The sequence below is a fragment of the Streptomyces endocoffeicus genome, assembly GCF_016741935.1.
In the GTDB taxonomy this organism is placed as follows: Bacteria; Actinomycetota; Actinomycetes; order Streptomycetales; family Streptomycetaceae; genus Streptomyces; species Streptomyces endocoffeicus.
The window spans coordinates 49119-72219 of record NZ_JAERRG010000035.1 but is presented as its reverse complement, the minus strand read 5'-3'; the positions used below and the strand labels follow the sequence as shown (position 1 = coordinate 72219).

General features: G+C 69.7%; 17 protein-coding genes and 1 pseudogene. 7 read left to right on the top strand and 11 right to left on the bottom strand.

What is annotated here, in order from left to right; genetic code table 11:
* Window positions 1-122 precede the first annotated feature (122 nt).
* Window positions 123-998, bottom strand: a pseudogene (locus JK364_RS46475) (tyrosine-type recombinase/integrase); the annotation flags it as partial.
* A 115-nt stretch (window positions 999-1113) separates the two neighbouring features.
* Complete coding sequence (locus JK364_RS46470; protein WP_201857481.1) at window positions 1114-1281, bottom strand: hypothetical protein; 168 nt, start codon at window positions 1279-1281, stop codon at window positions 1114-1116.
* 193 nt (window positions 1282-1474) lie between these two features.
* Between JK364_RS46470 and JK364_RS46465 the strand changes: the two genes are divergently transcribed.
* A complete protein-coding gene (locus JK364_RS46465) occupies window positions 1475-1687 on the top strand; it encodes an SEC-C metal-binding domain-containing protein (protein WP_230993585.1) in 213 nt (70 codons plus the stop codon).
* Window positions 1688-1883: 196 nt separating this feature from the next.
* Here JK364_RS46465 and JK364_RS46460 read toward each other — a convergent pair whose 3' ends face one another.
* From JK364_RS46460 to JK364_RS46435, 6 genes are all read right to left on the bottom strand, one after another.
* Window positions 1884-3788 (bottom strand): DUF2264 domain-containing protein, encoded by a 1905-nt coding sequence (locus JK364_RS46460; protein WP_201857479.1) that lies wholly within the window; start codon window positions 3786-3788, stop codon window positions 1884-1886.
* Window positions 3789-3849: 61 nt separating this feature from the next.
* Entirely contained in the window at window positions 3850-6234 is a 2385-nt protein-coding gene (locus JK364_RS46455; protein ID WP_201857478.1) for a polysaccharide lyase 8 family protein, read from the bottom strand.
* A gap of 21 nt (window positions 6235-6255) precedes the next feature.
* The gene (locus tag JK364_RS46450; protein WP_201857477.1) at window positions 6256-7602 is read right to left on the bottom strand and encodes a M60 family metallopeptidase; all 1347 of its coding nucleotides are present in this window, start codon (window positions 7600-7602) and stop codon (window positions 6256-6258) included.
* Window positions 7603-7855: 253 nt separating this feature from the next.
* On the bottom strand, window positions 7856-9259 hold the full coding sequence (locus JK364_RS46445; protein WP_201857476.1) for a M60 family metallopeptidase: 1404 nt from the start codon (window positions 9257-9259) through the stop codon (window positions 7856-7858).
* 175 nt (window positions 9260-9434) lie between these two features.
* Window positions 9435-10595 (bottom strand): LacI family DNA-binding transcriptional regulator, encoded by a 1161-nt coding sequence (locus JK364_RS46440; RefSeq protein ID WP_201857496.1) that lies wholly within the window; start codon window positions 10593-10595, stop codon window positions 9435-9437.
* 71 nt (window positions 10596-10666) lie between these two features.
* On the bottom strand, window positions 10667-11737 hold the full coding sequence (locus JK364_RS46435; protein ID WP_372462078.1) for a hydroxyacid dehydrogenase: 1071 nt from the start codon (window positions 11735-11737) through the stop codon (window positions 10667-10669).
* Between the two features lie 257 nt (window positions 11738-11994).
* On the opposite strand from JK364_RS46435, the gene JK364_RS46430 reads away from it, so the two are divergent.
* From JK364_RS46430 to JK364_RS46410, 5 genes are all read left to right on the top strand, one after another.
* Window positions 11995-12954, top strand: coding sequence for an ABC transporter permease (locus JK364_RS46430; protein ID WP_230993576.1), 960 nt, complete (start codon window positions 11995-11997; stop codon window positions 12952-12954).
* A 91-nt stretch (window positions 12955-13045) separates the two neighbouring features.
* On the top strand, window positions 13046-13906 hold the full coding sequence (locus tag JK364_RS46425) for a carbohydrate ABC transporter permease (protein ID WP_201857493.1): 861 nt from the start codon (window positions 13046-13048) through the stop codon (window positions 13904-13906).
* A gap of 69 nt (window positions 13907-13975) precedes the next feature.
* The gene (locus JK364_RS46420) at window positions 13976-15649 is read left to right on the top strand and encodes a type 2 periplasmic-binding domain-containing protein (protein WP_201857475.1); all 1674 of its coding nucleotides are present in this window, start codon (window positions 13976-13978) and stop codon (window positions 15647-15649) included.
* The gene (locus JK364_RS46415; protein ID WP_201857474.1) at window positions 15646-17103 is read left to right on the top strand and encodes a M1 family metallopeptidase; all 1458 of its coding nucleotides are present in this window, start codon (window positions 15646-15648) and stop codon (window positions 17101-17103) included. The genes JK364_RS46420 and JK364_RS46415 overlap by 4 nt, the downstream gene beginning before the upstream one ends.
* Window positions 17104-17553: 450 nt before the next feature.
* On the top strand, window positions 17554-17784 hold the full coding sequence (locus JK364_RS46410) for a DUF6245 family protein (RefSeq protein WP_230993575.1): 231 nt from the start codon (window positions 17554-17556) through the stop codon (window positions 17782-17784).
* 260 nt (window positions 17785-18044) lie between these two features.
* On the opposite strand, the gene JK364_RS46405 is transcribed toward JK364_RS46410, so the two are convergent.
* Both JK364_RS46405 and JK364_RS46400 read right to left on the bottom strand, forming a co-directional pair.
* Window positions 18045-21428, bottom strand: a complete 3384-nt coding sequence (locus tag JK364_RS46405) for a discoidin domain-containing protein (RefSeq protein ID WP_201857472.1) — start codon at window positions 21426-21428, stop codon at window positions 18045-18047.
* A 584-nt stretch (window positions 21429-22012) separates the two neighbouring features.
* A complete protein-coding gene (locus JK364_RS46400; protein WP_201857471.1) occupies window positions 22013-22186 on the bottom strand; it encodes a hypothetical protein in 174 nt (57 codons plus the stop codon).
* Here JK364_RS46400 and JK364_RS46395 point away from each other — a divergent pair.
* Window positions 22178-22369: a hypothetical protein gene (locus tag JK364_RS46395; RefSeq protein ID WP_201857470.1), complete on the top strand. Its 192-nt coding sequence runs from the start codon at window positions 22178-22180 to the stop codon at window positions 22367-22369. The genes JK364_RS46400 and JK364_RS46395 overlap by 9 nt on opposite strands.
* Before the next feature lie 171 nt (window positions 22370-22540).
* On the opposite strand, the gene JK364_RS57310 is transcribed toward JK364_RS46395, so the two are convergent.
* The gene (locus JK364_RS57310; protein ID WP_269146399.1) at window positions 22541-22666 is read right to left on the bottom strand and encodes a hypothetical protein; all 126 of its coding nucleotides are present in this window, start codon (window positions 22664-22666) and stop codon (window positions 22541-22543) included.
* Window positions 22667-23101: the final 435 nt, after the last annotated feature.

Genomic DNA, 23101 nt, shown 5'->3' with positions numbered 1-23101 from the left:
GCCGACCGGCGACGTCGCCGGTCGGCCGGGAGGCGAGCCAGGCGGCCGGCGTCTGCTCGGCCCGGCATCTTTGTCAGGTAGAGACGGACGGAAGTTGGTCGCGCGGGCCTGCCGTGTCGAAGTCAGCGCCTGCTGTCGTCGGGTGCGAGCAGGCTGGTGACCTCGGCGATCGCCTCCGCCGAGGGATGGAAGTACTTCCTCACGTTCTCGGGCTTCTTGTGCCGCGATTTGGCCATGAGCATCGGCAGGCTGGCCCCGGCTTCACCGAGGTACGTGAGGCCAGAATGACGGTACTCGTGCAGGTCCCAGCCCGTCCCCGGCACACCGCCGAGCGAGGTGTGGGCGTCGAGCAGAGCTCGGGCCTGGCCGTACGACAGCCGGACAAGCCCGGTGTCGGGGCAGGCGTCGCGCGGACTGACGACCTTGCCGGGCCCCGGCTTTCGGTGCGTGATGAAGACCGGCCCGCGCGTACGGCCCTTGATCAGGCGGGGCAGGAGGCGGGCGGTGCCCGCGTCCCAGTACACGGTCTCCAGCACGAACTCCTCGCGCGGGGCGCCCCGGCGGCGGGTACGCGGCCGGGCACCCTTCGATTTCACCGGGGCCCGGCGGCCAGCCAGGTCCAGCTCTTCGATGTTGACCTCAAGGATCTCCTCCGAGCGCGCCACGGTCTCGTAGAGCATCCGCCACAGCGTCTTCTCCCGCAGGTGGACGTCGCGGCGGGCGATCAGTCGGTCGACCGCCATCTTCGAGCGGGCCGGGGTCTGAGAGTCCGGCAGGGTCAGCCTCTTCACCCAGGCCGGGACGGACGGGCCGTCGTACCCGCGCTCGGTGCACCAGCCCAGCCACGACAGCACCGCCGCCCGGCGGGCGTTCCACGTGTTGACCGCCGACTCTCCCCACAGCAGTTCCAGGGCATCGCCGACTTCGTCGTCCGCGACCCACGAGAGCGGCCGGTCCTCGCCGAGGCGTTCGGCGGTCTTGCCGACCCCGATGCCGTACCTGGGGAAGACTTCAGATCACATGCGCTGCCGATGCCCCGTCAGCCGACCACCAGGGGCGACGAGGGCTTAGCGCACGATCTGACATGGATGTTCCTCAACCCCCAATCAGTGATCATGCCCATACGCGGACGATCACAAAGCCCCAGGTCAACCACCGTACGGCAATAAAGACGCCCTTCAGGGTCTGCACCGCGCGGCCCAGGCCGGTGACGGGCCCCAGGCGGCCGAATACCGCCGCCAACTGGCACTCAACCGCAACTTCCTGCCGGACGGCCGTCACGAGCCGGACCTGCCGGAGGGCTGGGAGGCGTTCGACTCCATCGTCCTGCGCTGGGCGCGGGAGGACTTCGCCGCGGTGCGGGCACGCTGGCTGGAGCCGGCCGCGCACTACGGCGACGACTACGACGACGTATGCCGCCCGGATCCAGCGGGAGGCCCGCGGCTACGACGAAGCCGGCGCCGCCCACGTGCGCATGGTCACCGGCATTCTGACCGACTTCCAGGCATACGCCCAACGCACCGGCAGTGACCCGGCCAACCAGAAGACCCGGCAGAACTACGGCGAGTGGCGGGCCACGGCACACCCGGACCAGACGCTGCTATGGCCGCCAGCGCGCAACGGACCGTGCTGGTGCGACTCGGGCCGCGAGTACAAAAAATGCTGCGGCACTCCCGCGAAGAACTGAACGAAGGTGCCGGAACAAATCCCGCCGACTACGCATCCAGTCGCTTGACAACTCTATTGGGAAGCTCTCTACTCCTGAGCTCAAGCTCAGCACCAGGCCCAATGCCCCGCGCCCGCGACTGAAGAGTGCCGAGTCGCCGCGTCGGCGTGTCCACCACACGGGGAGGCCCGAGCACGAGTCACAGGGGGCTGTCCTGTCAAACCGTCACCGTCTCGTCGTCCGGGAACGTGACCGTCACCCGCCCGTCGTCCTCGTGCGCGCACGTGATCGACTCGCGCAGGGCCCAGGGGTGGACGACGTCGCGGGTGAGAACCACCAAGGTGACGTGGACACTCTCCCCGCCCGGATGGCGTACGGCTCGCAGATACGGGGTCGCCGAGTGCGGGCCGTAGGCGTTCGCCTCGACCTCGCGCGCGACGCCCGTCTCCTCGTCCCATCCGTACAGCGCGGTCACGGCGCTGGTCAGCCCCGATTCCGTGCGGGTCAGGGCCCAGCACGGCCCCTGCTCCGAGTGCGGGCGCACCACGTCGGCGACCGCGTACCCGCCCTCGCGCACCGTCACGCCCTCGGGTGCCCGCACCCGGTGCACGCGCAGCTCCCACGGCCCGTGCAGCACGCTCGTCGACTCGACAGGGAACTCGCCGTCCAGGTCCGGGAGTTGTACGTCATGACGGGACGAGGCGCGGCGTCCCTCGCAGGTGAGGGGGTGGATGCGGCGGCGACGCGACGGGGTGCCGTCGGCGCTGAGCAGCGCGATGTGGTTGTCGACCGCGCGGGCCCAGGCGTGCGGTGCGGACTCCGGGGCGGTGGCGGTGGAGTAGGCGAACTTGGCGTAGTGCGGGTCGTCGCTCGCCGGGCCGTCCGGCGGGTTGTGGTCGCTGCCGTGGTTGATCAGGCGGACCACACCGTCGTGCGGGGTGCCGTGCAGCAGCCAGCCGGGCGCGGGCAGCGCCGTGTACTGCGTCGACTGCTCGACGGGCAGCGGTAGTTCACGGTCGGTCCACACGGGGTGGTCTGCGGGCAGCAGCAGACCGAGGAATCCCTTGCTGGCCCAGTACGGCGACGCGGGCCCCGAGTACGGCTGTGTCGCGGGCAGGAACGTGTCGTACCAGCCCAGCGGCAGCAGCCCCCGTTCGTCCGGCACCCCGCGCTCGGCGAAGTGCCGGGCCGCGCCGGAGGCGAGGCGCCGGGTCAGGCCTGGCGCGAGCGGGGTGCAGTCGGCGAGCGCGCCCAGCCACACCGGAACCGTCGCCGCGATGCGGTATGTCAGCGACCGGCCCTGGTGCACCGGCGCGCCGTCGGCGCCGAAGAACTGCGGGTACGTGGTGAGGAACTGGGTCAGCCGGTCCCGGTAGACGGCGCCGCGCCCGCCGTCCGCGTCCGGCCCTGTCATGCGGGCCCACAGCAGCGGGTACAGGTGCATGGCCCAGCCGATGTAGTAGTCGAAGTTGCGGCCGTCGCCGTCCGTGTACCAGCCGTCGCCAACGTACCAGTCCTCGATCCGGTCGAGGCCGGCATCGATGTCGCCCTGGTTGTACGGTGCGCCGACCGAGGCGAGGAACTGCTCCGACACCACTTGGAACAGGCGCCAGTTGTTGTCCCAGGTCCTCGCGCCGACGAACCCGGAGAACCAGTCGACGACCCGCTCCTGGACCCGGGCGTCGAGCCGGTCCCAGATCCAGGGGCGGGTCTCGTGCAAGCCGAGCGCGATCGAGGCGGCCTCCACCATCTGCTGGGAGCAGTCGGTGAGTTCGGGCCAGGCCTCGGCGCTGTCACGGTCCGTGCCCGTTGTCAGACCCTGCGTGTACCTTTCGATCAGGTGGGATACGGCTGCGGAATCCGTCCCGTCGCTCCCGCCCGCGCCCGCGATCCGGAAGGAGGCCAGCAGAAATGTCCGAGCGAACCCTTCGAGCCCGTCGGAGACGACCCCGGACCAGCTGGCCCGCCCCGGCAGCCGGTACTGCGCGAAACCCGGTGTGGCGTAGGGCAGCAGGGCCGTCAGCTGTCGGTCGGCCAGGGCCTCCCAGTGCGCCCGGGTCCAACCGGTCAGCGGGGAGCGGACGCGGTCGGTGGGCGGCAGGGGAAGGTGCGGGGCGGGCATGGTGGTTCGCTGGCTCCTTCGTCGGACGGCGGGCGATACGGGTGGGTCGGTAGCGGCGGGCTCAGAGCAGTCGGGCCAGGTGCGTATGGCCCCGTGAGCCGCCCACGCGGACGGTGAGCACGGGGCGGAGGCCCGGGGTTACAGACACGGTGTCGTCGGCGCTGACCACCTTGCTCACGGGGAACGGGAGTCTGACGGTCAGGGTCGTCGCCGTACGGCCAGGATCCGCCACCGCGACCGATATGCCCTCGTCGCGGCGGCACACCAGGACGGTGCCGGGGCCGTCCGAGCTCAGCCCGTCGACCGAGCCAGCCGCCCAGAAGTGCGCCGCGAGCAGGCCGAGACGGGGTGAGGCGACGGCCTGGACTGCGGCGTCGTTGGCGAGCACGCGCGCCGGGAGGGAGCGGGACCAGGCCAGGGTCGCGGTCTCAGTCGAGCCCGGCAGCAGGACGTAGGCGTAGGAAGCGGAGTCGGGGGAAGGACCGTGGTCGAACCAGAGGGTGGCGTAGCGGCGGCTGACGGGGGTGGTGCTGCCGCCGGTGCTGAGGGAGCGCCAGGTGCCGGTGCGCTCCTCGCGCAGGGCGCGCAGCGGTCCGCCGGAGGGAAAGACATAGCCGCCCGTGCCCTCCAGATGGGCCCAGCGCGCGTCGCCCAGCTCGGCCGACCACCCCAGCTCCATGGGCTGACGATGACCGTCGACGATGAGCCGGTGCGCCCCTTCGGCGTGCAGGTTCCGGTTCTCCACGACCGTCTCGATCGTCCTGCCGTCGCTCGCCGTGATCCCGGCGCCGAGCGCGACGACCGCATTGTCCAGGAAGAACCACGCCTTCTTGGCCCGCAACGTCGACCCGTCCGCGATCAGCTCCATCGCGGCGGCACCGAACCGGGCGTCGAGCACGGCTCCGCCCGCGACCGCGTTCTTCGGGCGGAACGTGTCGGTCCCGCCGCCGGTCCCGAGATCGGCCCGCGTACGGGTGTCCACCGTCGTGCCCGGCAGCCGGTACGCGTCGACTGTCGGCCAGAAGGCGTCCCCGAAGGCGTCCAGGTCGTCGCCGTCGTACAGGTACGTCATGCCGTCACCGGTGTACCAGCCGTGCAGATTCTCGCCGTTGCCCATCTCGTAGGCGGCGATGCGCTTCGACGACAGCGACAGCGTGCACGCCCAGGACGCGCGCCGGTGCACCACGCGGTCCATGTCGGCGAAGACGAAGTGCCCGGTGAGGCGGTCCGCGGGCCGCACGGCCGGATCCTCGAGGAGGGCCTTCGCGCGGGCCAGGGCCGGGATCCCGATGAGTTCCTTGTACGGCGTCTCCGTGTTGCGCAGGATCCAGCCCTTGGCCGCCGCCCGCCAGCGGTCCGCGTAGGCCTGCGGTGCGGTGTCGGCGAGTTGGAGGATGTACGAGACCGCGGACGCCCCGTCGTTGTGGTCGCGGGCGGACTCGCGGGAGATGGCGCGGCCGCGCACCGCGTCCATCATCAGACCGTCGAACAGGAAGGGCCCGAAGCTCCGCTCGACCGCCTCGTACAGCACATTGGCCGAGGGGCCGGTGACGGCCCAGTCGGAGCCGCCGAGCAGCGCGATCAACTGGCCGGCGCCATTCAGCAGAACGCTGCCGTACGTGCCCGTGTACGCGACGTCGGAGTGCTGCACGAACGAGCCGTCCCGGTAGAACCCGTCACCCGAAGTGACGTACTGGAACAGGCTGTTCTTCCCGTTGTCGCGGACGTCGGACAGGCCGTCGCGGGCCAGGACGAGCGCGCCGGGATCGCCCGCGAGCAGCCCGCGCAGGGCGAGAATGACGGCCTTGTCGGCGCGGTTGGCGCCGGTCTCGGCGAGACTCGGGTAGTTGGTGCGGCGATCCGCATCGGGGACGAACCTGGCCACCGTCTTCACGTAGGCGTCGCGGTCCTCCGCGGGGAGATCGGCACGCAGCAGCACGCAGATGTCCATCAGCGCGCGCGGCGAACCGATCTCCCAGAACCACCAGTTGCCGGTCTCGGAACGGGAGGCGTTGTAGCCGACGGTGTGCAGGAAGCGCAGTGCGTCGAGGATCCCGTCGCGCACGGCCGCCTGCCCGGTGAGCGAGGTGCCGGGGGTGGCCCACGCGGTCGCGAGCGTGCGCAGTCGCGAATAGCTCCCGCCGAACACGCTGGGGTCGGAGGCCGGGGACAGGTCGGCCCACAGCGCCTTGCGGCCCACGGACGTGTCGATCCGCTGCCACCAGCCGGAGGCCTGTGTGTCCAGGGCCGTGAGCGCGGTGGCGAAGTCCGGGTCCTTCGGGTCGAAGGCGCCGCCGGTCAGCTGCTGCGCGGCGCGGGCGAGCAGGGGCTCGTACGGGTCGTCGGCGGAGCCGGTGGCGGCGCTCGCGATGCCCGCGCGGGCGACGAGGGTGGCGACCGCGCCCGCTCCGGCGAGCGCGAGGGTCTGTCGTCTGCTCACGTCCATGGTCGGTCGTCGTCCTCCGGGTCAGTCGGTCAGCGTGGCAGGGTCGATCGACGGCTTCGGCAGATGCAGTGCGGCCATCTCGGCCCGCCCCTCGGCATCGATGGGGAACGCCCAGGTGGTGACGGAGAAGTCGGTGAGGTCGTGCTCCGCGACACGGCTCGCGTACGTGGCGAGCGCCCGGTAGCGCTTGGCCGTCTCGGCCGACTGCGGGTTCTCCTCGCGGACCAGCTTGTGCATCCTGGGCCAGAAGTCGTCGCCGAAGGCCAGCTCCAGCTGCCGCAGCGGCACCAGCTTCTCGTACGCGCCGAAGGACCTCTCGTACGTCAGGCCCGCCGTGCCGAACTTGGCCCGGGCGGACTGGAAGTAGTTCAGGCCCGTCTTCGGGTCGACGGTGAGGAGGTTGGAGGGCTGGCCGAGGGCGCGCTGCACGGCCAGCGAGTAGATGTTCACCGTGACCTCGGTCAGCCCCGGCGGCTTGTACGCGAACTGCTGGTGGAGATGCCCGAGTTCGTGGTACAAACCCCAGCCGCGGGTGCGCAGCCGCTCCACCGTGGTGAGCCGGTCGAGATAGGCGCGCGGGAAGCCGTTGTAGCCGTGTGTCGCGTAGGCGCCGACGCCGGAGGGCACCACCGAAACCTCGGTGAAGTGGTAGCCGCCGGCCTTGGGCCGGTGCACCGGCTTCGAGCCGTCCAGGCCGCTGATGTCGGACTCGGCCTGGATGATCTGCTCCAGGAGTTGCAGCAGCGCCGCGTGGTCCTCGTCCCGGTACAGCAGCGCGCCGTCCCGGGTGAGCGTCACGATGGAGCGCGGCCCGTGCAGCTCGACGACCGGGACATCGGTGTATGTGTCCAACTGGTTCTGGTAGTCGGCCTCGGTGGTGCTCCCGAGCGTGAAGACCGGCATCGGCGCGGAGCCGCTCTTGAACCGCACCGCGGCGTGCTGCCCGCCGCCCTCGAGGGTGAAGTAGACGGGTCCGCCGTGGGGATCGGTCACGGTGTTCGCGCCGGGCTTCAGCTGATAGCTGCGCGGTGCGGTGACGGTGCCGTAGTAGTCCCACTGCCCGATCCAGAGGGTCGGCACCACGTCGTCGTAGGGCAGCACGTCGAAGCGGAGGGCGGTGGCCGGCGGGACATAGCGGCCGGTCGTCTGGAACTCGGAGCTGCGCAGGGCCGTGCCGAGGCGGAGTCGTTCCGCCTCGGCGGAGGGGCGGGCGACGAGCGGCACGGTGACGTCGTCGGCGGCATGAGCGGTGCCGGCGCCGAGGCCGCCGACGGCGAGCGCGGCGCCCGTGGCCGCGGCGGTGGCGGTGGCGGTGGCGGTGGCGGTGGCGAGGACGGTACGGCGGGACGGGGATGCGGGGGTGCGCATGAGGCTTCGTCTCCTTGGGACGATACGTACGGTGATGGGGAGGTGCGTACGGTGATGGGGAGGTGCGGCCCGAACGAGCGGGGCCCGCCGGGATGAGTGCTGTCGTGTGGGTGCGGCCGAGCGAGCCGCCGGTGCGGACGGTGACGGCCGGGCGCGGGCCTCTCCCGAGCGTCAATGCGTCGTCGTCGGATGGCACCGCCCTGACCGGCTGGGGCAGCCGGAGGGCCGGCGCCTCGACGGTGCGGCCGCGCCGTCAGTCCGTGAGCGTGCTCGGGTCCGTGTCCGGCTTCGGGAGATTCAGGGCGGCGATCTCCGCGACACCCTGCCTGTCGATCGGCATCGCCCACTTGCCGACGAAGAACTCCGTCAGATCGCGGCCCGCCGTGCGCGAGGCGTAGGTGGCCAGGGCGCGGTACTGGCGCGCTTCGGCCTCCGGCGGGTGGTCGTAGTCCTCCACCGGGGAGTCGTGCTGGTGCTCCGCGCGAACCAGCCGGTGCAGGCGGGGCCAGAAGTCGTCACCAAAGGCGAGTTCCAACTGCCGCAAGGGAACAAGCCGTTCGTAGGCGCCGAGGTCGTCGAGGTAGGAGAGGCCGGGGGTGCCGAGCTTGGCCTGGGCGGACTGGAACCAGTTGAGGCCCGTCTTCGCGTCGACCGTGAGGAGGTTCGAGGGGCGGCCCAGGGTGCGCTGTGCGGCCAGCGAGTAGATGTTCACCGTGACTTCGGTGAGGGTGCCGGCCTGGTAGGCGGCCTGTTGGTTGAGGTGTCCCAGTTCGTGGTAAAGACCCCAGCCGCGGGTGGTGAGGCCGCTGACCGTGCAGAGCCGGTCCATGTAGGCGCGAGGGAAGCCGTTGAAGCCGTGCCAGGCATACGCGCCAACTCCCTTGGGGACGACGCTGACCTCGTTGAAGTGGTAGCGGCCCGCCTTGGGCCGGTCGAGAGGCCGGCCGCTGTCCAGGCCGCTGATCCGGTCGTGCGAGTCGATGACGGTGTCGAACAGCGACATCAGCGCGGCGTGGTCCTCGGTGCGGTACAGCAGCGCACCCTCGCGGGTGAGCGTCAGGATGGCCCGGTCCGTGACGAGTTCGACCCACGGGACGCCGGTGACGGTGTCGAGCCGCCGCTGGAACTCGGCCTCGCTCGTCCGCCCGAGCTCGAAGACGGCCATCCGCTCGGTGCCGGAGACGAAGGTGACGGCGGCACGCTGACCGTGACCGGCGAAGCTGAGGTACACCGGGCCGCCGTAGGTGTCCGCGACCTCGTTCAGACCCGACCGGAGCCGGAACGTCCGCGGCGCCCTCAGTTCGGTGTTCGTGTGGTAGTCGTCGAAGGTCCCGATGTGCAGAACCGGGAGTACCCCGTGGGCCGACTGCACCCGGACGGTGACGGGCGTGCCCGGCGCCGCGTAGCGCCCGGTGGGGATGAAGTCGCTGGCCCGCAGCGACCGGTCGAGCCGCAGCCGTTCCGTTTCGGCGTCCGGGAAGGCCTTGATGAACAGCGTGTCGCCGCTCGCGGCACCGGGCGACGAGACGGAAGCAGTCGCGGTCCCGGCGCCGAGGGCAACGGCCGCACCGGCACCCGCCAGCGCGGCGAGCACGGTGCGACGGCCGGGGCCGGACCCCTCGGCGCGGACATGGAAAGGCTTCAGGGCAGGGCGCATCCAGGAACTCCCATGGGGACGAACGACGTCAGAGCGATGGGCGGGACGAGCGGGTGGGGCTGCGCGCCAGCATGTAAGCGTTTGCTATCCGGCCGCAAGAGGGCCCGCCGAATTTCTGTCCGTTACTATGCGGACTCGCGCTCTTGCGAGCAGAATCAAGCAAGCTGGCCCGGTGTCAGCTCCGGCGCGGCCTGGCGCTTCCCGGGAGCGTGCTCCGCGGTGCCGCCACCGACTCCCGCACGACGATGTGCGTGCCGAGGCGCAGCGTGCCGGTCGTCGGGGCGCGCCAGTCGTCCTCGTCGCCGCCGTTGAGCGCGACCCGCACCGCCTGCCGGCCCATCTCCTCCAGCGGGATCCGGACGGTCGTCAGCCGGGGCCGCAGATCCTGGGCCACGGGGATGTCGTCGTAGCCGACCAGCGACATGTCCAACGGGATGCGCACCCCGGCCTCTTCCAGGGCCTGGGCCGCGCCCGCCGCCACGATGTCGTTCGCGGCGAACACGGCGGTGAACTCGAGGCCCTCGCGTAGCAGTTCGGTCATGCGCCGGTATCCGAAGGCGCGGCTGAAGGCGCCGGGCTGTTCCAGCTCCCGATCCCGCGCGATGCCGCGCAGCTCGAGCGCGCGGCGATGTCCGGCGAGCCGGTCCCGCGCCGTGGAGAGGCCGGGCGGCCCGCCCAGGTAGAGGATCCGCTCATGGCCCTGCGTGATCAGATGGTCGGTGATCGCGAAGGCACCGCCCTCGTTGTCGTACTCGACCCCGACCGTCGGCACGCCGTCGCCGAGCGAGGGCCGCCCGCACAGCACGAGCTTCGATCCGCCCGCGTCCAGTTCCCGGGCCCGGCGCGCCAGTTCGGCCTTGTAGGCGCGGTCCTCGACGCTGCCGCCGACCAGTACCACGGCGTCCGCTCGCCGTTCGTGCATCAGCTCGATGAAGGCGAGCTCGCGCTGCGGGTCGCCCTGGGTGCAGCACACCAGGCAGAGCCGGTCGCCGTCGGTGGCCTCGCGTTCGACGCCGCGCGCGATGTACGCGTAGAACGGGTCGATCAGCTCGCTGACGATGATGCCAACGGTGCGGGCGGAGGTGCCGGCCAGCGCTCGGGCATGGGCGTTGACCACATAGCCGAGCTCGCGCATGGCCGCCTCGACGCGCTCGCGCGTGGCGGCGGCGACCGGATAGTTGCGGTTCATCACGCGGGAAACGGTCGCCGTGGACACCCCGGCGCGCTGTGCGACGTCGACGACCGTCGCGCGGCGCTGCCCGCTCCGGTCGCACTGCCGGTCGCCGTGCCCATCCGGCCCGGGTGCCGTGGAACTCTGCTGGGACATCCGGCCCACCCCCTGATGGTCGTTCTGGTCCGCCTGTGATCGACCCGCCCCAGAGCCTATGGCGTGCGGCGGTGGTTTGGTCACGCGATCCGCTCCAGGTCCTCCAGGAGCACGGCGTGGACCAGCGGCACCCCGCGCGCGTACCGGGCCAGCTCGTCGACGGCGAGCGCGCCGAGCCTGCCGACCTCGTTGCCCTGGGCGCCCGCCAGGTGCGGGGTGATGAAGACGTTGGGCAGGTCCCACAGCGGGTGTCCGGCAGGCAGCGGTTCCGGGTCCGTGACGTCGAGCACGGCGCCGATCCGGCCGCTGACCAGGAGTTCCGTGAGGGCTCCGGTGTCCACGAGCGGACCGCGCGCGGTGTTCACCAGGAGTGCACCCGGGCGCATCAGGCCGAGCCGGCGGGCGTCGAGCAGATGCCGGGTCTCCGCGGTGTACGGCGCGTGCAGGGTCACCACGTCGCTGGTCGCCACCAGGGTGTCCAGGTCGGTGCGAGTGGCATCGAGCAGCTCCGCCTCGGCGTCGCCGACGTACGGGTCGTACAGGAGCACCTCGGCGTCGAGGGTGCGCAGCAGTTCCGCGACGCGACGGCCGATGCGCGAGGCGCCGACCACGCCGACGGTGATGCCGCGGGTGCCGAGCCAGTGGTGTCGGTCCAGATCGGCTTCGGTGCGGTGGGTGCGTCGGGTTCGGTAGAGATGGGCGAGCGGGAAGGCCCGCTTGGCGCCCAGGATGATCGCGGCGAGCGTGAACTCGGCGACCGGCACGGCGTTGGCCGCGGCCGCCGAGGAGACCGCGATGCCGCGCTCGTAGGCCTCCGGGCTCAGGAACGTCTTCACGGTGCCGGCCGCGTGGATCACCGCGCGCAGCCGGGGCGCCCGGTCGAGCGCGGCCCTGTCGACCGGCGGGCAGCCCCAGCTGGTGAGCAGGACCTCGCACTCGGCGAGGGCCGCGCGTGCCTGCGGGCTGGTGAATTCCCGTACGACACGCGGAGGCCGGATGTCCGCTGTCTCCTCCAGGCGCGCCCGCACGGCAGGCGGGAAGACGTCGTCCACGACCGACGAGTCCATCGCAAGAACCGTGCGGGGCCGCCGCGGGGGCGGTGTGGCGTCGGTGGCCGTGGCCTCGACCGGCGCCTCGTCAGTGGTACGCACCCTGCCTCCGGACAGTAAACGTGTTCTATGGCGGTACCGAACGGTAGGGAGCACATCGATCGACCGTCAAGGTCACAGGAAAGTCTGGCAGTCGAGTTGCCCTGGTACAGCATGAAATAGCGGCCTGGAGTGGCCTGTTTGCAAAGGATCCTCGCTCGGTCGGATCTCCGGATCTATTGACGATGGGGTTAACCGCTTACTAACTTGCCGCCGCAGAAACGTAGTTCCTGCGCCAACCGGCCGAACAGGACCGCTCCATGACTGTCTCCGCACCACCGACCGCCGCCGACCGCGTTCCCCGCAAGACCCTCTGGCAGCGTCTCAAGCGCGACAAAGTGATGCTGCTGCTGTGCCTACCCGGCTTCCTGTACTTCGTGGTGTTCCACTACGTGCCGCTGCTCGGCTACCTGGTGGCCTTCCAGGACTACCAGCCCTACCTGGGCTACATGCACAGTGCCTGGAGCGGCTTCACCAACTTCACGACGGCCTTCGCCGACCCCGAATTCTGGTCAGCGACCGGCAACACACTGGAGATCGCGCTCGTCCAGCTCGTCCTGTTCTTCCCCGTGCCGATCGCGCTCGCACTGCTGCTCAACAGCATCGTCAGCGACAGGCTGCGCCGCTTCGTGCAGAGCGTCGTGTACCTGCCGCACTTCATCGGCTGGGTCATCATCGTCTCGATCTTCCAGCAGATCCTGGGCGGCGCGGGCGTCGTGCCCGACCTGCTCGAATCCCTCGGCCTGCCGCGCTACGACATGACGACCGACCCGAATGCCTTCCCCTGGCTGCTCGCGCTCCAGGTCATGTGGAAGGACGCCGGCTGGGGCACCATCATCATCCTCGCCGCGCTGCTCTCCATCGACCGCGGCCTGTACGAGGCGGCGGCCATGGACGGCGCGGCCCAGTGGCGCCGCTTCTGGCACGTCACCCTGCCCGGCCTGTCCCCGGTGCTCGTCCTGCTGCTTATCCTCAACCTCGGCAACATCCTCACCGTCGGCTTCGAGCAGATCCTGCTCCAGCGCGACGCCGTCGGCCCCGGCGCCGGTGAAGTCCTCGACACGTACGTCTACTTCCACGGCATCAAGGACAACCAGTGGGGCACGGCGGCCGCCGTCGGCCTGGTGAAGGCCGTGATCGGCACCATCCTCGTGATCGGTGCCAACAAGTTCGCCCACCGGCTCGGACATGAAGGGGTGTACCGCGGTGCTGACCGTTGAGACGTCCGCTGTGAAGACGCGCCGCGGGAACGCCACCCGTCCCGCACCCGCGGCGGGAGAACTGCGCCCGTCCGGCGCCCGGCCCCCGTGGATGGAGAAACCCACCCGGCTCGGCCTCGTTCTCAAGGGCCTCGCCCTCGTGATCGTCGTGGGCCTGGTGGCCTACCCGCTGATCGGTGTGATCGGCACGAGCTTCGCCTCGCAGACGGACATCATCAAGTCCAACGGGCTGGTCCTGTGGCCCGACCACCCCAACCTCGACGCCTATCGCACCGCGTTCACCGGCGGGCGCGTCACCCGCGCCCTGTTCGTGAGCATCGGCGTCACCGTCATCGGCACCGCCTGCAGCCTCCTCGCCACCATCGGCATGGCCTACGGGCTGTCCCGGCGCGGCATCGTCGGCGGCCGCTTCATCCTCATGACCTCCCTGTTCACCATGCTCTTCAACGCGGGCATCATCCCCAACTTCCTCCTGGTGAAGGAGCTCGGCCTCTACAACACCTTCGCCGCGCTCGTCCTGCCCACCATGGTCAGCGCCTTCAACCTCGTCGTGATGCGGGCCTTCTTCATGAACCTGCCCGAGGAGCTGTACGACGCCGCGAAGGTGGACGGCGCGGGCGACTTCCGGACCCTGATCCGGGTCGTACTGCCGCTGTCCAAGGCGGTCATCGCCGTCGTCGGCCTGTTCTACGCCGTCGCGTACTGGAACGCCTACTTCAACGCCCTGCTCTACCTCGGCGACAACGACAAGTGGCCGCTGCCCATGGTGCTGCGCACCTTCATCCTCCAGGGCCAGGCCCTCGACACCGCGGCGGCCGGCGAGGCGGTCGCCCCGCAGCAGGCCGTGCAGATGGCCGTCCTTGTCATCGCCGTCGTGCCGATCCTGCTCGTCTACCCCTTCCTCCAGCGGTTCTTCACCAAGGGCGTCCTCACCGGCGCCGTCAAGGGCTGACCCGCGCCCCGATCCGCGCACCCGCACCCCCAACTCTTCCCGTGTTGCCTCGTGTTGAGGAGTCCCACCATGTCCGGCACCACATCCGTCAACCGCCGCACCCTGTTCCGCTGGGGTGCGGGCGCCGGCCTCGCCGTCGCCGCGGCGCCGCTGCTCGCCGCGTGCGGCGACGGCGGCACCGAGGCCAAGGCCGAGGCCAAAAGCGCCAAGCTGCTGCCGACCACCACCGTGCGCAACGTCGGCATCAAGGCCGACCTGCCCGGCACCGCGGCGGGCGTCCCGAACGCCTTCCTGAAGTACCCGCGCGAACTGACCCGCGCCACGGAAGGCACCCCCCTCAAGGGCGCCAAGAAGATCACCGCGGTCACCGAGACGTTCGCACCGCTGCCGCCCGAGCGCGGAAAGAACGCGGCCTGGCGCGAGATCGAGAAGCTGCTCGGCACCCAGGTCGACTTCACGGCCGTGCCCGCGGACGACTATCCGGCGAAGTTCTCGACGATGGTCGCCGGAGACCAGCTGCCCGACATCTTCATGTACCCGGAGACGGGAGGTGTCGACAACGTGGGGTCGTTCCTCGCCGCCAAGTGCGTCGACCTGGGCCCGCACCTCTCCGGCGACCGGGTCAAGGACTACCCGAACCTGGCCGCGATCCCCGAGTACGCCTGGCGCGACGCCATCAAGGGCGGCAAGCTCTACGGCATCCCGATCGCCCGCTCGGGCAGCGCCGGCGCGGGCTTCTACCGGGCCGACCTGTTCAAGCAGGCGGGCATCACCAGCCTCGACCAGATCGACAGCATCGAGCGGCTCGTCGAACTCGCCAAGGACCTCACGGACGCGAAGAAGAAGCAGTACTTCTTCTCCGGCAGCAGCACCACCTTGCTCGCCATGTCGGCCGGCGCCCAGCACTTCTGGAAGTTCGACCGCAAGACGGGCAAGTGGACGTACCAGTTGGAGGACGACAAGTACCGGTACGCCGTCGAGACCGCCGCCAAGCTCTACAAGGCGGGCTGCCACTACCCGGGCACCGTGCAGATGTCCGGAGCCCAGAAGGCCCAGTACACGGATCTGTTCAAGAACGGCAAGGCCGCCTACGTCTTCGACGGCATGCCGGGGTACCTGACCACGGCCACCGGCTACGTCGACGCCATGGCCGCCATCGACAAGTCCTTCGACGTACGGCCCATGGTCCCCGTCAGCAAGGACGCGGTGACCTGGACCGACAACGTCTCGCTGCAGAACTGCTACATCAGCAGGGCGAGCGAGGAACGGGTCAAGGAACTGCTACGGCTCGCCGACTTCGCCGCCTCGCCCTTCGGGTCGCTCGAATACACGCTCATCAACTACGGCGTCGAGAACATCGACTACAAGCGGGACGAGAACGGCACGCCCGTCCTCACCAAGCAGGGCACCCAGGACGTGACCGTGCCGTGGGGCAAGCTCGCCTCCGCGACACCCTCGTTCTTTAGCGCCACCCACCCGATGGCCGCCCGCTACGTGCACGAGGCGTACACGGTGCTCATCCCGAAGCTCATCGAGGACCCGACTCTCGGCTACTCCTCGCCGACCTGGGCCTCCAAGGGACTCGGCAGCCTCTACACCATCCACCTCGACGGTGTGAAAGACCTGGTCACCGGACGCAGGCCGCTGTCCGCGTACGACTCGATCGTCAAGCAGTGGCGAGACGCCGGGGGCGACAAGTGCCGTGCCGAGTTCGAGCAGGCCTCGCAGAAGGGGAAGAAGTGACCACCAGCAGACGCGCGTTCCTCACGCAGGCGGCGGTCGCCGCCGCGATCACGGTACCGGTCCTGGGCTCGCCCGCCGGCGCCGCGGGGTTCGACCCGCGCCCCGGCTCCGACGGCGTCGGCGACCCGCTGTTCCCGACCCTCGGCAACGGCGGCTACCAGGTCGTCCACTACGACCTGACCTTCGACTTCACACCGGTGACGTACGACTTCACGGCCGTCGCGAAACTGAACGCACAAGCCACGCAGGACCTGTCGGCGTTCAACCTGGACACCGACGGCCACACCATCGACTCGATCACGGTGAACGGCCGCGCCGCCTCCCACGCCCTGTCCCTGGGCCGGTCCGGCCAAGAGCTGACGGTCACCCCGGCGGCGCCGCTCCACAAGGGCGCCCCGTTCGACGTCACCGTCGCCTACCGCGGCAACGGCAAGGCGCCGCGGGCCGGACTGACCGGCTGGAGGTTCGGCTCGGACGGCGGCTTCGCCTCCGCCGTGCAGTCGTCGCGGGCCGACACGTTCCTGCCGTGCAACGACACACCGTCCGACAAGGCCACCTGGACCTTCCACATCTCCGCGCCCGAGGGCTATGTCGCCACCGCCAACGGCGAGTTGACCGGCAAGGACAAGCGCGCCGACGGCTCGACCGTCTGGCACTTCGCGCTGCGCGAGCGCATGCCGACGGAGCTGCTCGGCATCGCCGTCGTCAAGGGCACGTACCTGTACGACACGTCGCACACCGGACTGCCGCTGCGGCACATCGTCCCGCAGGGCCAGGAGGACAAGTACGCCCCGATCGTCGCGCGCACACCCGACCATCTCGCCTGGCTGGAAGCGAAGCTCGGACGCTACCCGTTCTCCGTGTACGGCATCCACATCTACGACGGCTACACCGACGCCCTCGAGAACACGACGCTCACCCTGATGGGCACCAACTGGTTCAAGCTCAACGCCGACGGCAACCCGACGTACGAGAACACCATGGTGCACGAGCTGACCCACCAGTGGTTCGGCGACAGCGTCACGCCGAACGACTGGCAGCAGGCCTGGCTCAACGAGGGGCCCGCCGTCTACTACGCCGCGCTCTACAGCGAGGAGCGCGGCTGGTCCGTCCTGGCCGACAAGATGAAGGCGACGTACGCCAAGCTCGACGCGATCCGCGCGACTGACGGGCCGCCCGGGCTGCCCAAGGCCCTCGGCGGCACCAACATCTACGACGGCGGCGCGCTGGTGCTCTACGCGCTCCGACTCCACGTGGGGGAGCGAAAGTTCGAACGCATCATGGGCCTGTGGCCGCGCCGCTTCAAGGACCGCACGGTCACCAGCGAGGACTTCATCGCCCACGCCGTCACCGTGACGGGCGACCGCTCGCTGGACCGGTTCCTGCGGGACTGGCTGTTCGGCGCGAAGAACCCGCCGATGCCGGGCCACCCGGACTGGACGGCCACGACGTGACCGGTGACGGCCGGACTACGGCCACCCCGCAGGCAAGCGCCGCACCTGAGCCGCACGCCCATTCCACGGCCCGCCCGAGCGGCGGGCCGTTCGAGCGGAAGGTCATAGGTCATCGTATGAGACTGCTTCCCCGCACAGCTCGCACAGCTCGCACCGCCTGCTCCGCCTTCCTCGCCGGCGCGGCGCCGCTCCTTCAGCCCGCTGCCCGCCGCCGAGGCGGCTTCGGCCCCCAAGGTCCTGTACGCCGCGCCGAACGGCTCCGGGTCCCACTGCGCCCTCTGGCGTCCCTGCTCGGTGGAGGGCGCGCGGGACGCCGCCCGCCATCACCGGGCGTGACGTGCGTATCGAACTCACTGATGGAACATATGAGTTGAGCGCCCCGTTGCAGCTCGCCGCGGAGGACTCCCGGGTCACATGGGCCGCAGCCGGGCCAGCACCCCGCTGAGGCTGATGGCGCAGAACCGGGAGGCCGGGCCGATTCCGCTGGCTGTCGCGCACGCCGCGACCGGGCTGTACCTGCTGCTCGGAGTGATCGCTGCCAGCCAGGATGCCGTCGCCACCGGCGATGTGGAGACCCTGGCCGCGCAGGCCGGACAGCTTCAGGCGGCCCGCGAGGCGCTCCAGAATGCGATGGACAACACCGACGTGCTGCTGAACATGCTCAAGTCGGTCGGTCTGTAGGGCCTTTCGGCGTCTCCGCTGAGCGGGAGCCGTCCCGGTGGCCTCCCCCCGTGCCACCGGGACGGCTTTCGTGGTGTTCCGGCCGAAATCCAGCGTTCGGGTATGGGTGTCCGTGGTGCTGGCTAGCGTGATCGTCGTCTGTCTGCTGTACGACGAGAGGACCGCTGGTGCCCGAACTGCCCGCCCCGGGGAGCCGGATCACGCTCTCGTGCGTTCCGGCCAGGGCGTGGTGCCCTGGCCGGAACGGGGCGGTGCAGCCCTCAGTTCCGCTCTGGGCGGGCGTGGTCCTCGGGGGAAACACTCAGGGTGAGCGCGTCGAGGTTGATGCTGCAGTCGTCCTGCGCGGTGCAGTTCAGGACGAGGGGCTGGGTGCCCTTCTCCAGTCGTACGCGTACCTGGTGCGTCGCCCAGGTGTCCCAATCCTTGGTGACCTCGAAGGACAGGCGCTTCGGGTCGTCGCCGAGGACATCCAGGGTCATCGTGCGGGTCTTCGCCTCATAAGGCGGTACGGCGCCGCCTACGGAGTTCGCGTACCGCAGGCCGATCGTGTACGTACCGGTGGCGGGCACCTTGACGTACGTGGTGATTCCGGCACCGGTGCGGTTGAGCCCGGCGACGAAGCCCTCGCCGGAGTAGCCGGCGTGATCGCCGGCCTTCTTGGCGGAGCCGAAGAAAGAGGCGTCTTCTGCTTCGCATGTCTTGTCCGGCGCGCATGCCTCGACCAGGGACACGCCGGCCGGGGCAGTGTCGGTGACGGTCTGCTGTCCGCGCTGGTGGGTGGCCTTGGCGGTGAACTGGGCGCTGCTCGGCGTGCCTTGCGGCGCGGTGATCTGCCATGTCACCTTGACAGTCTTGCCGGCGTCGACCTGGGAGAAGCTGGTCGGGCTCTTCGCGGTGGGCTGCCACGCCTTCGGTGTCTCCAGGCCGAGGCGCACGTCGCGAACAGGGCGGGAGGAGTGGTTGGTGTAGGTGGTGGTGACGGTGCCTTGTTCCCCGGCGGACAGGTAGGACTGCTCGGCGTCTGCTCTGACCTGGCCCGCGTCCTTGCCGCCGGCGACCGAGAACTCCGCGATCTGAGGTGTGGCCGCGCCCTCGCTACCAGGGAAGTCGAGCCGGATGTGGCGGGTGGTGGTGGCGAGGAATCGGATGTGGTCGGTTCCGGTGCCGGCCGGCTGGGTGGCCAGGGTTGTCCACGTCTTGCCGTCGGCCGAGGTCTGGATCTTGTAGCCGAAGGAGCTCGTGCCCGAGCGGGCCACGGTGGCCTCGGCGATCCTTGTGCGCTGCTTCAGGTCGACCGTGAGGTCTGCCTGTGAGCCGGTGGCGGCCCAGGCGGTGACGGGGTTGCCGTCGACCGCGGCGGCCGGGTAGTAGCCGCTGTCGGAGCTGCTGGCGGTGGCGTTCTTGCAGCGTGCCACGTTGCCGCTGGGGGCCAGGTCGGGCCGGCGGGTGTCGAGGCGGACGGGTTCGCCCTTGGCCAGGGCCTTGTTCCCGGCCGGGGTGTCGAGGCGGGCCGGCTCGCCCTTGAGCAGGCGCACGGTGGTGGTCTTGGGGCCTACCTCGAGGGAGAGTTCACGGCCCTGCCACTTCAGCCGGTTGATCCGGACGCCGTTCGCCAGCTGCGGGGGCAGCGTCGGGTCGAGGTGCAGGGAGTTCGTCTTCCAGCGCAGTCCGGCGAGGCCGTACGGGTAGGTCTGGAGGAAGCCGCCCGCTCCGGTGAGGAAGGTGAAGGCGGGCGCTCCGGCGTTGTCGCCCGCCTTTTCACCGCGGGCTTCGGAGAACTGTGCGTAGGGCTCGCGGATGAACGGCCGCACCGAGCGCAGCAGGTACGTATAGTCCGTGCAGCCGTCGTCGCCCAGGTTCGCTGCGGCGATCATGTGGACGGAGTCGGTCATCGCGGGGCCTTCGGGGTCGGTCCGCGCGGCGTAGTAGTTCAGGTCGTTGCGGGCGACGTTTTTGGGCATCGGCCAGTTGGTGGGGTGCTGCATGAGCACCGTGTCGGCCTGCTTGACCTTGTGGCCGTTGTAGCCCTCGTACTCGGGGTGGGTGCCCGTGACGGCGTTGAGAGGGATGCGCAGCCTGTCGGCGATGGTGGTCCACTGCGCGGGGGCCTCGGCGCCGACGAGGGCTGCCGCCTCGGTGGCCAGGCGCAGCGTGGTGGCCGCTCCGGCGTTGGTCGAGACGTTGTCGTCGCCGTGCGAGTACTCGTCAGCTCCGGCGACGTTGCGGACGCTGTAGGAGCCGTCGCTGTTCTTGCTCACCCGGGAGGCCCAGAACTCGGCGAGGGCCTCGATGACCGGCCAGCCCTTCGACTTCAGCCACTTCTTGTCCCCGGTCGCCTGGAAGTACTGCCACTGGGAGAGGGCGATGTCGCTCTGCAGATGAGCCTGGTAGTTGTAGCAGGCATGGAAGTTGCTGCAGTTACCGGTCGCTGCCGAGGTCCATGCGTACAGTGCGCCCTTGAGGTTACCGCCCGCTGCGTTCTTCTTGGCCTGTTCGAGGGTGCGATAGCGGTAGTCTACGACCGACTTGGCGAGTTCGGGGTGGGTCGTGAGGAGACCGGGGAACATCCAGGTCTCGGCGTCCCAGAAGACCAGGCCCGCGTAGGTGTCGCTGGACAGCCCGGAGGGGGCCAGGGACCAGTCCTGTCCCTCGCGGAGGCTGGAGAACAGCGAGTAGTAGCTGCCGTTGATCCAGCTCTGCATGCGCTCCTGGCCGGGTGTCCCGACGCCGGCTTCCCACAACTTCGCCCAGGCATCGGTGTGTTCGGCCAGCGTCTTGGTCCAGCCCGTGCGTGCAGCGTCCGAGGCAGCCCTGAGGGCGTCCGCCTTGGGGTCCTTGCTGGTCTGTGCGGTGTCGAGGCCGACGAACTTGGTGAACTCGTAGGTATGGCCCGCCCTCACGGGGAACGCGAGACGCTGCCCCGCACTCAGCTTGTCCGCCGCGACCTCCTTTGACGAGGTGGGCTGCACGTCGCCGGAATGGGTGAGCCGGGAGGCGAGCGTCCCCGCGATGCCGTTGCCTGCCGTGGCAAAGGACACCTGGGACGTACCGGTCCCGGTATCGACATCGGCGCCGGTCCCCTCCAGCCGACGGGCGCCGTTGCCGTCGAGCAGGTCGGTGACCGAGGCGGTGCCTGACCAGCGTGGGGTGACCTTCAGCCGAACCGCGCCGACATGAGCGCGGCTCCGGTCGGCGAGGACCTCGTAGCTGAGGTCCGTGGTGCGCCCGGAGGCGGAACACCAGGACGTGCGAGTGGTGACCAGGCCGCGGCGCACGTCCAGTTCCTGACGGTAGGACGTCAGCGTGTTGTTGGCCGCGGACGCGTAATTCTCTCCGCCGGCCGCGTCGGTGGCAAAATCCAGCGTGGACCAGGTCGGCAGGGCGGCCAGGAACTCCGCATCGCCCTGCTTGGCGAAGAGTCCGGCCGCGTAGGCGCCGTCGTAACGCTTCGTCGACAGAGGCCATCCCGTGGGTCCTCCGCTCGAGAAGTAGCCCATGCCCTTGGCCGGGATCCGCTGCGCGAGGTATCCGTTGCCGACGTAGGGGTGCGCGTCGTAGGAATCGTCAGGCGCGTCGGCGCGCATCAGCCAGGGATCCGGCGTCGTCCCTGCTGCACCCGCTTCCTCGAACGCGACTGGCCGCATGCCGTCCTTGCCGACCGCCGCAGTCCCCGTACCGGAGGCCAACAGGGGAAGGACGGCGACGAGTAGACACAGGGCCGGGCGGTATACCCGTCTGATTCGCATGCCACACATCACTCTCGCTGATTGAAGTTGTTTGAAATAGACGCCATTTCCGTCATCGTTCAGCGGGAAGTGAAACAGTGAACGCATCACTCCGTCCATGGGCATACAAGCGTTAATGTTCTGAACACATCAGGAGTGGCGCCACGACGGCGGGGTACTCCTCGACACGGCGGCGCAACCGCGACTGGGCGGATGAGAAGACCGTACTGTTCTGCGCTCGCGACCGAGGCTGCACGCATCTCTATGCGACTGCGGACGGCGCGCAGTGGACGCTGGTTGGCTGCGCCCGTGTCGTCAGTGGCCTGTCGGCCGCGTTGAACGCGCCAGCCGCCGCAGTGGTCGTCTCCACCCTTGATAGCATCGGTGAGATCACGCTCCTGGATCTTGAAGCGGGCAGCACAATGCCGCTGACCCATCACACTGACGAGGCACTCTGGGGAGCCCCGCTTCCTTCGGCGCGGGTCGTCGGCGGCCTCAGCCGCCTACAGGTCCTCCACGCACCGGGCACGGGCCAATTCCTCGAGATCGAAGGCGATGCGCCGCAGGATCGACGCGACCCTGGGCAGGCGGATCGGCACGGCACAGGTGTCGGGAAAGTCCCCCTCGGGGCGGAGGTTGGCGGCCGGTGGGTACGGCTTGCTGTCCAGGTGGGACACCGCCGACTGGCCGAACCAGACCTGCGCTACGCCGAATACTGCGACCGCACCGGAAGGCCCTGGCGGTCCACGCAGCAGGGCGACCTCGCGTGGACCGCCTACCAGGCCGAGCGCCGACGGCGTGGGGAGACCGACGAAGACCCCTTCGAGGCGTACAACCCGTTTCGTCGGGGCCGCCCCTGATAAGCGAGGCCGAAGCGTTCAGGAAACTGAACGCCATAGCGGTGATCCCTGCTCGGACACTCCTCAGACCCGCATCCAAGTGTCAGGCGGCCATCACGGAGCACGCCAACGGTCCTGCTCATGGCCAGTCTGACCGCGAGATCCTTCTCCGTCGGCAGCCGGTCACCAGGCTCAAGTCCTTCCCAGGGCGATGTACTCCAGGATGCTCTCCGCCGCGACTTCGTAGCCGGGGCGGTAGGAGGCATCCGTCCCCGAACCCGATGACGCCGCGGACGAGGGCCGAGAAGATTGAGTCATTTTTGCTCCATGTGTTCGATGTATGCGGGCGTGAAGTGGCCAAGCGCCGGACCCACAAGCTACATGCGCTGCATCGCTCCATGAGTGACCAGATGAGCCCGCCGACAGCGGCACTGCCTCTGGATAAATACTAACTAAGCCTTGACTCGCCGTGTAGCCAGATGCACGCTAGTTCACGCTTGCGCTGCGCCTGGTTGCCCAGGAAACGCATGGGCTTCCGCTCCTCCCCTGCGGGGCCGTGGACGTGTCAACCCGCCGCCCCTCTTGGTTTCCCTATCGCTAAAAGTATAGGAACAACCCTCTACATAAGAGTATGAACTATGTGGGTGACATCGTTCGTTACCCACTCTTCCCCTCGGCCTCGAGCGGAACGGACGGGAGACGGGACCTCGCGGCGCGAGATTCCGCCCCTCGCGATGCAAGGGCGTTGATCAG

Coding starts and splice junctions, on each gene's coding strand:
- JK364_RS46465 (WP_230993585.1), top strand. CDS start 1,475: ATGGTCACCGGCATTCTGACCGACTTCCAGGCATACGCCCAACGCACC.
- JK364_RS46460 (WP_201857479.1), bottom strand. CDS start 3,788: ATGCCCGCCCCGCACCTTCCCCTGCCGCCCACCGACCGCGTCCGCTCC.
- JK364_RS46455 (WP_201857478.1), bottom strand. CDS start 6,234: ATGGACGTGAGCAGACGACAGACCCTCGCGCTCGCCGGAGCGGGCGCG.
- JK364_RS46450 (WP_201857477.1), bottom strand. CDS start 7,602: ATGCGCACCCCCGCATCCCCGTCCCGCCGTACCGTCCTCGCCACCGCC.
- JK364_RS46445 (WP_201857476.1), bottom strand. CDS start 9,259: ATGCGCCCTGCCCTGAAGCCTTTCCATGTCCGCGCCGAGGGGTCCGGC.
- JK364_RS46430 (WP_230993576.1), top strand. CDS start 11,995: ATGACTGTCTCCGCACCACCGACCGCCGCCGACCGCGTTCCCCGCAAG.
- JK364_RS46425 (WP_201857493.1), top strand. CDS start 13,046: ATGGAGAAACCCACCCGGCTCGGCCTCGTTCTCAAGGGCCTCGCCCTC.
- JK364_RS46420 (WP_201857475.1), top strand. CDS start 13,976: ATGTCCGGCACCACATCCGTCAACCGCCGCACCCTGTTCCGCTGGGGT.
- JK364_RS46410 (WP_230993575.1), top strand. CDS start 17,554: ATGGCGCAGAACCGGGAGGCCGGGCCGATTCCGCTGGCTGTCGCGCAC.
- JK364_RS46405 (WP_201857472.1), bottom strand. CDS start 21,428: ATGCGGCCAGTCGCGTTCGAGGAAGCGGGTGCAGCAGGGACGACGCCG.
- JK364_RS57310 (WP_269146399.1), bottom strand. CDS start 22,666: ATGACTCAATCTTCTCGGCCCTCGTCCGCGGCGTCATCGGGTTCGGGG.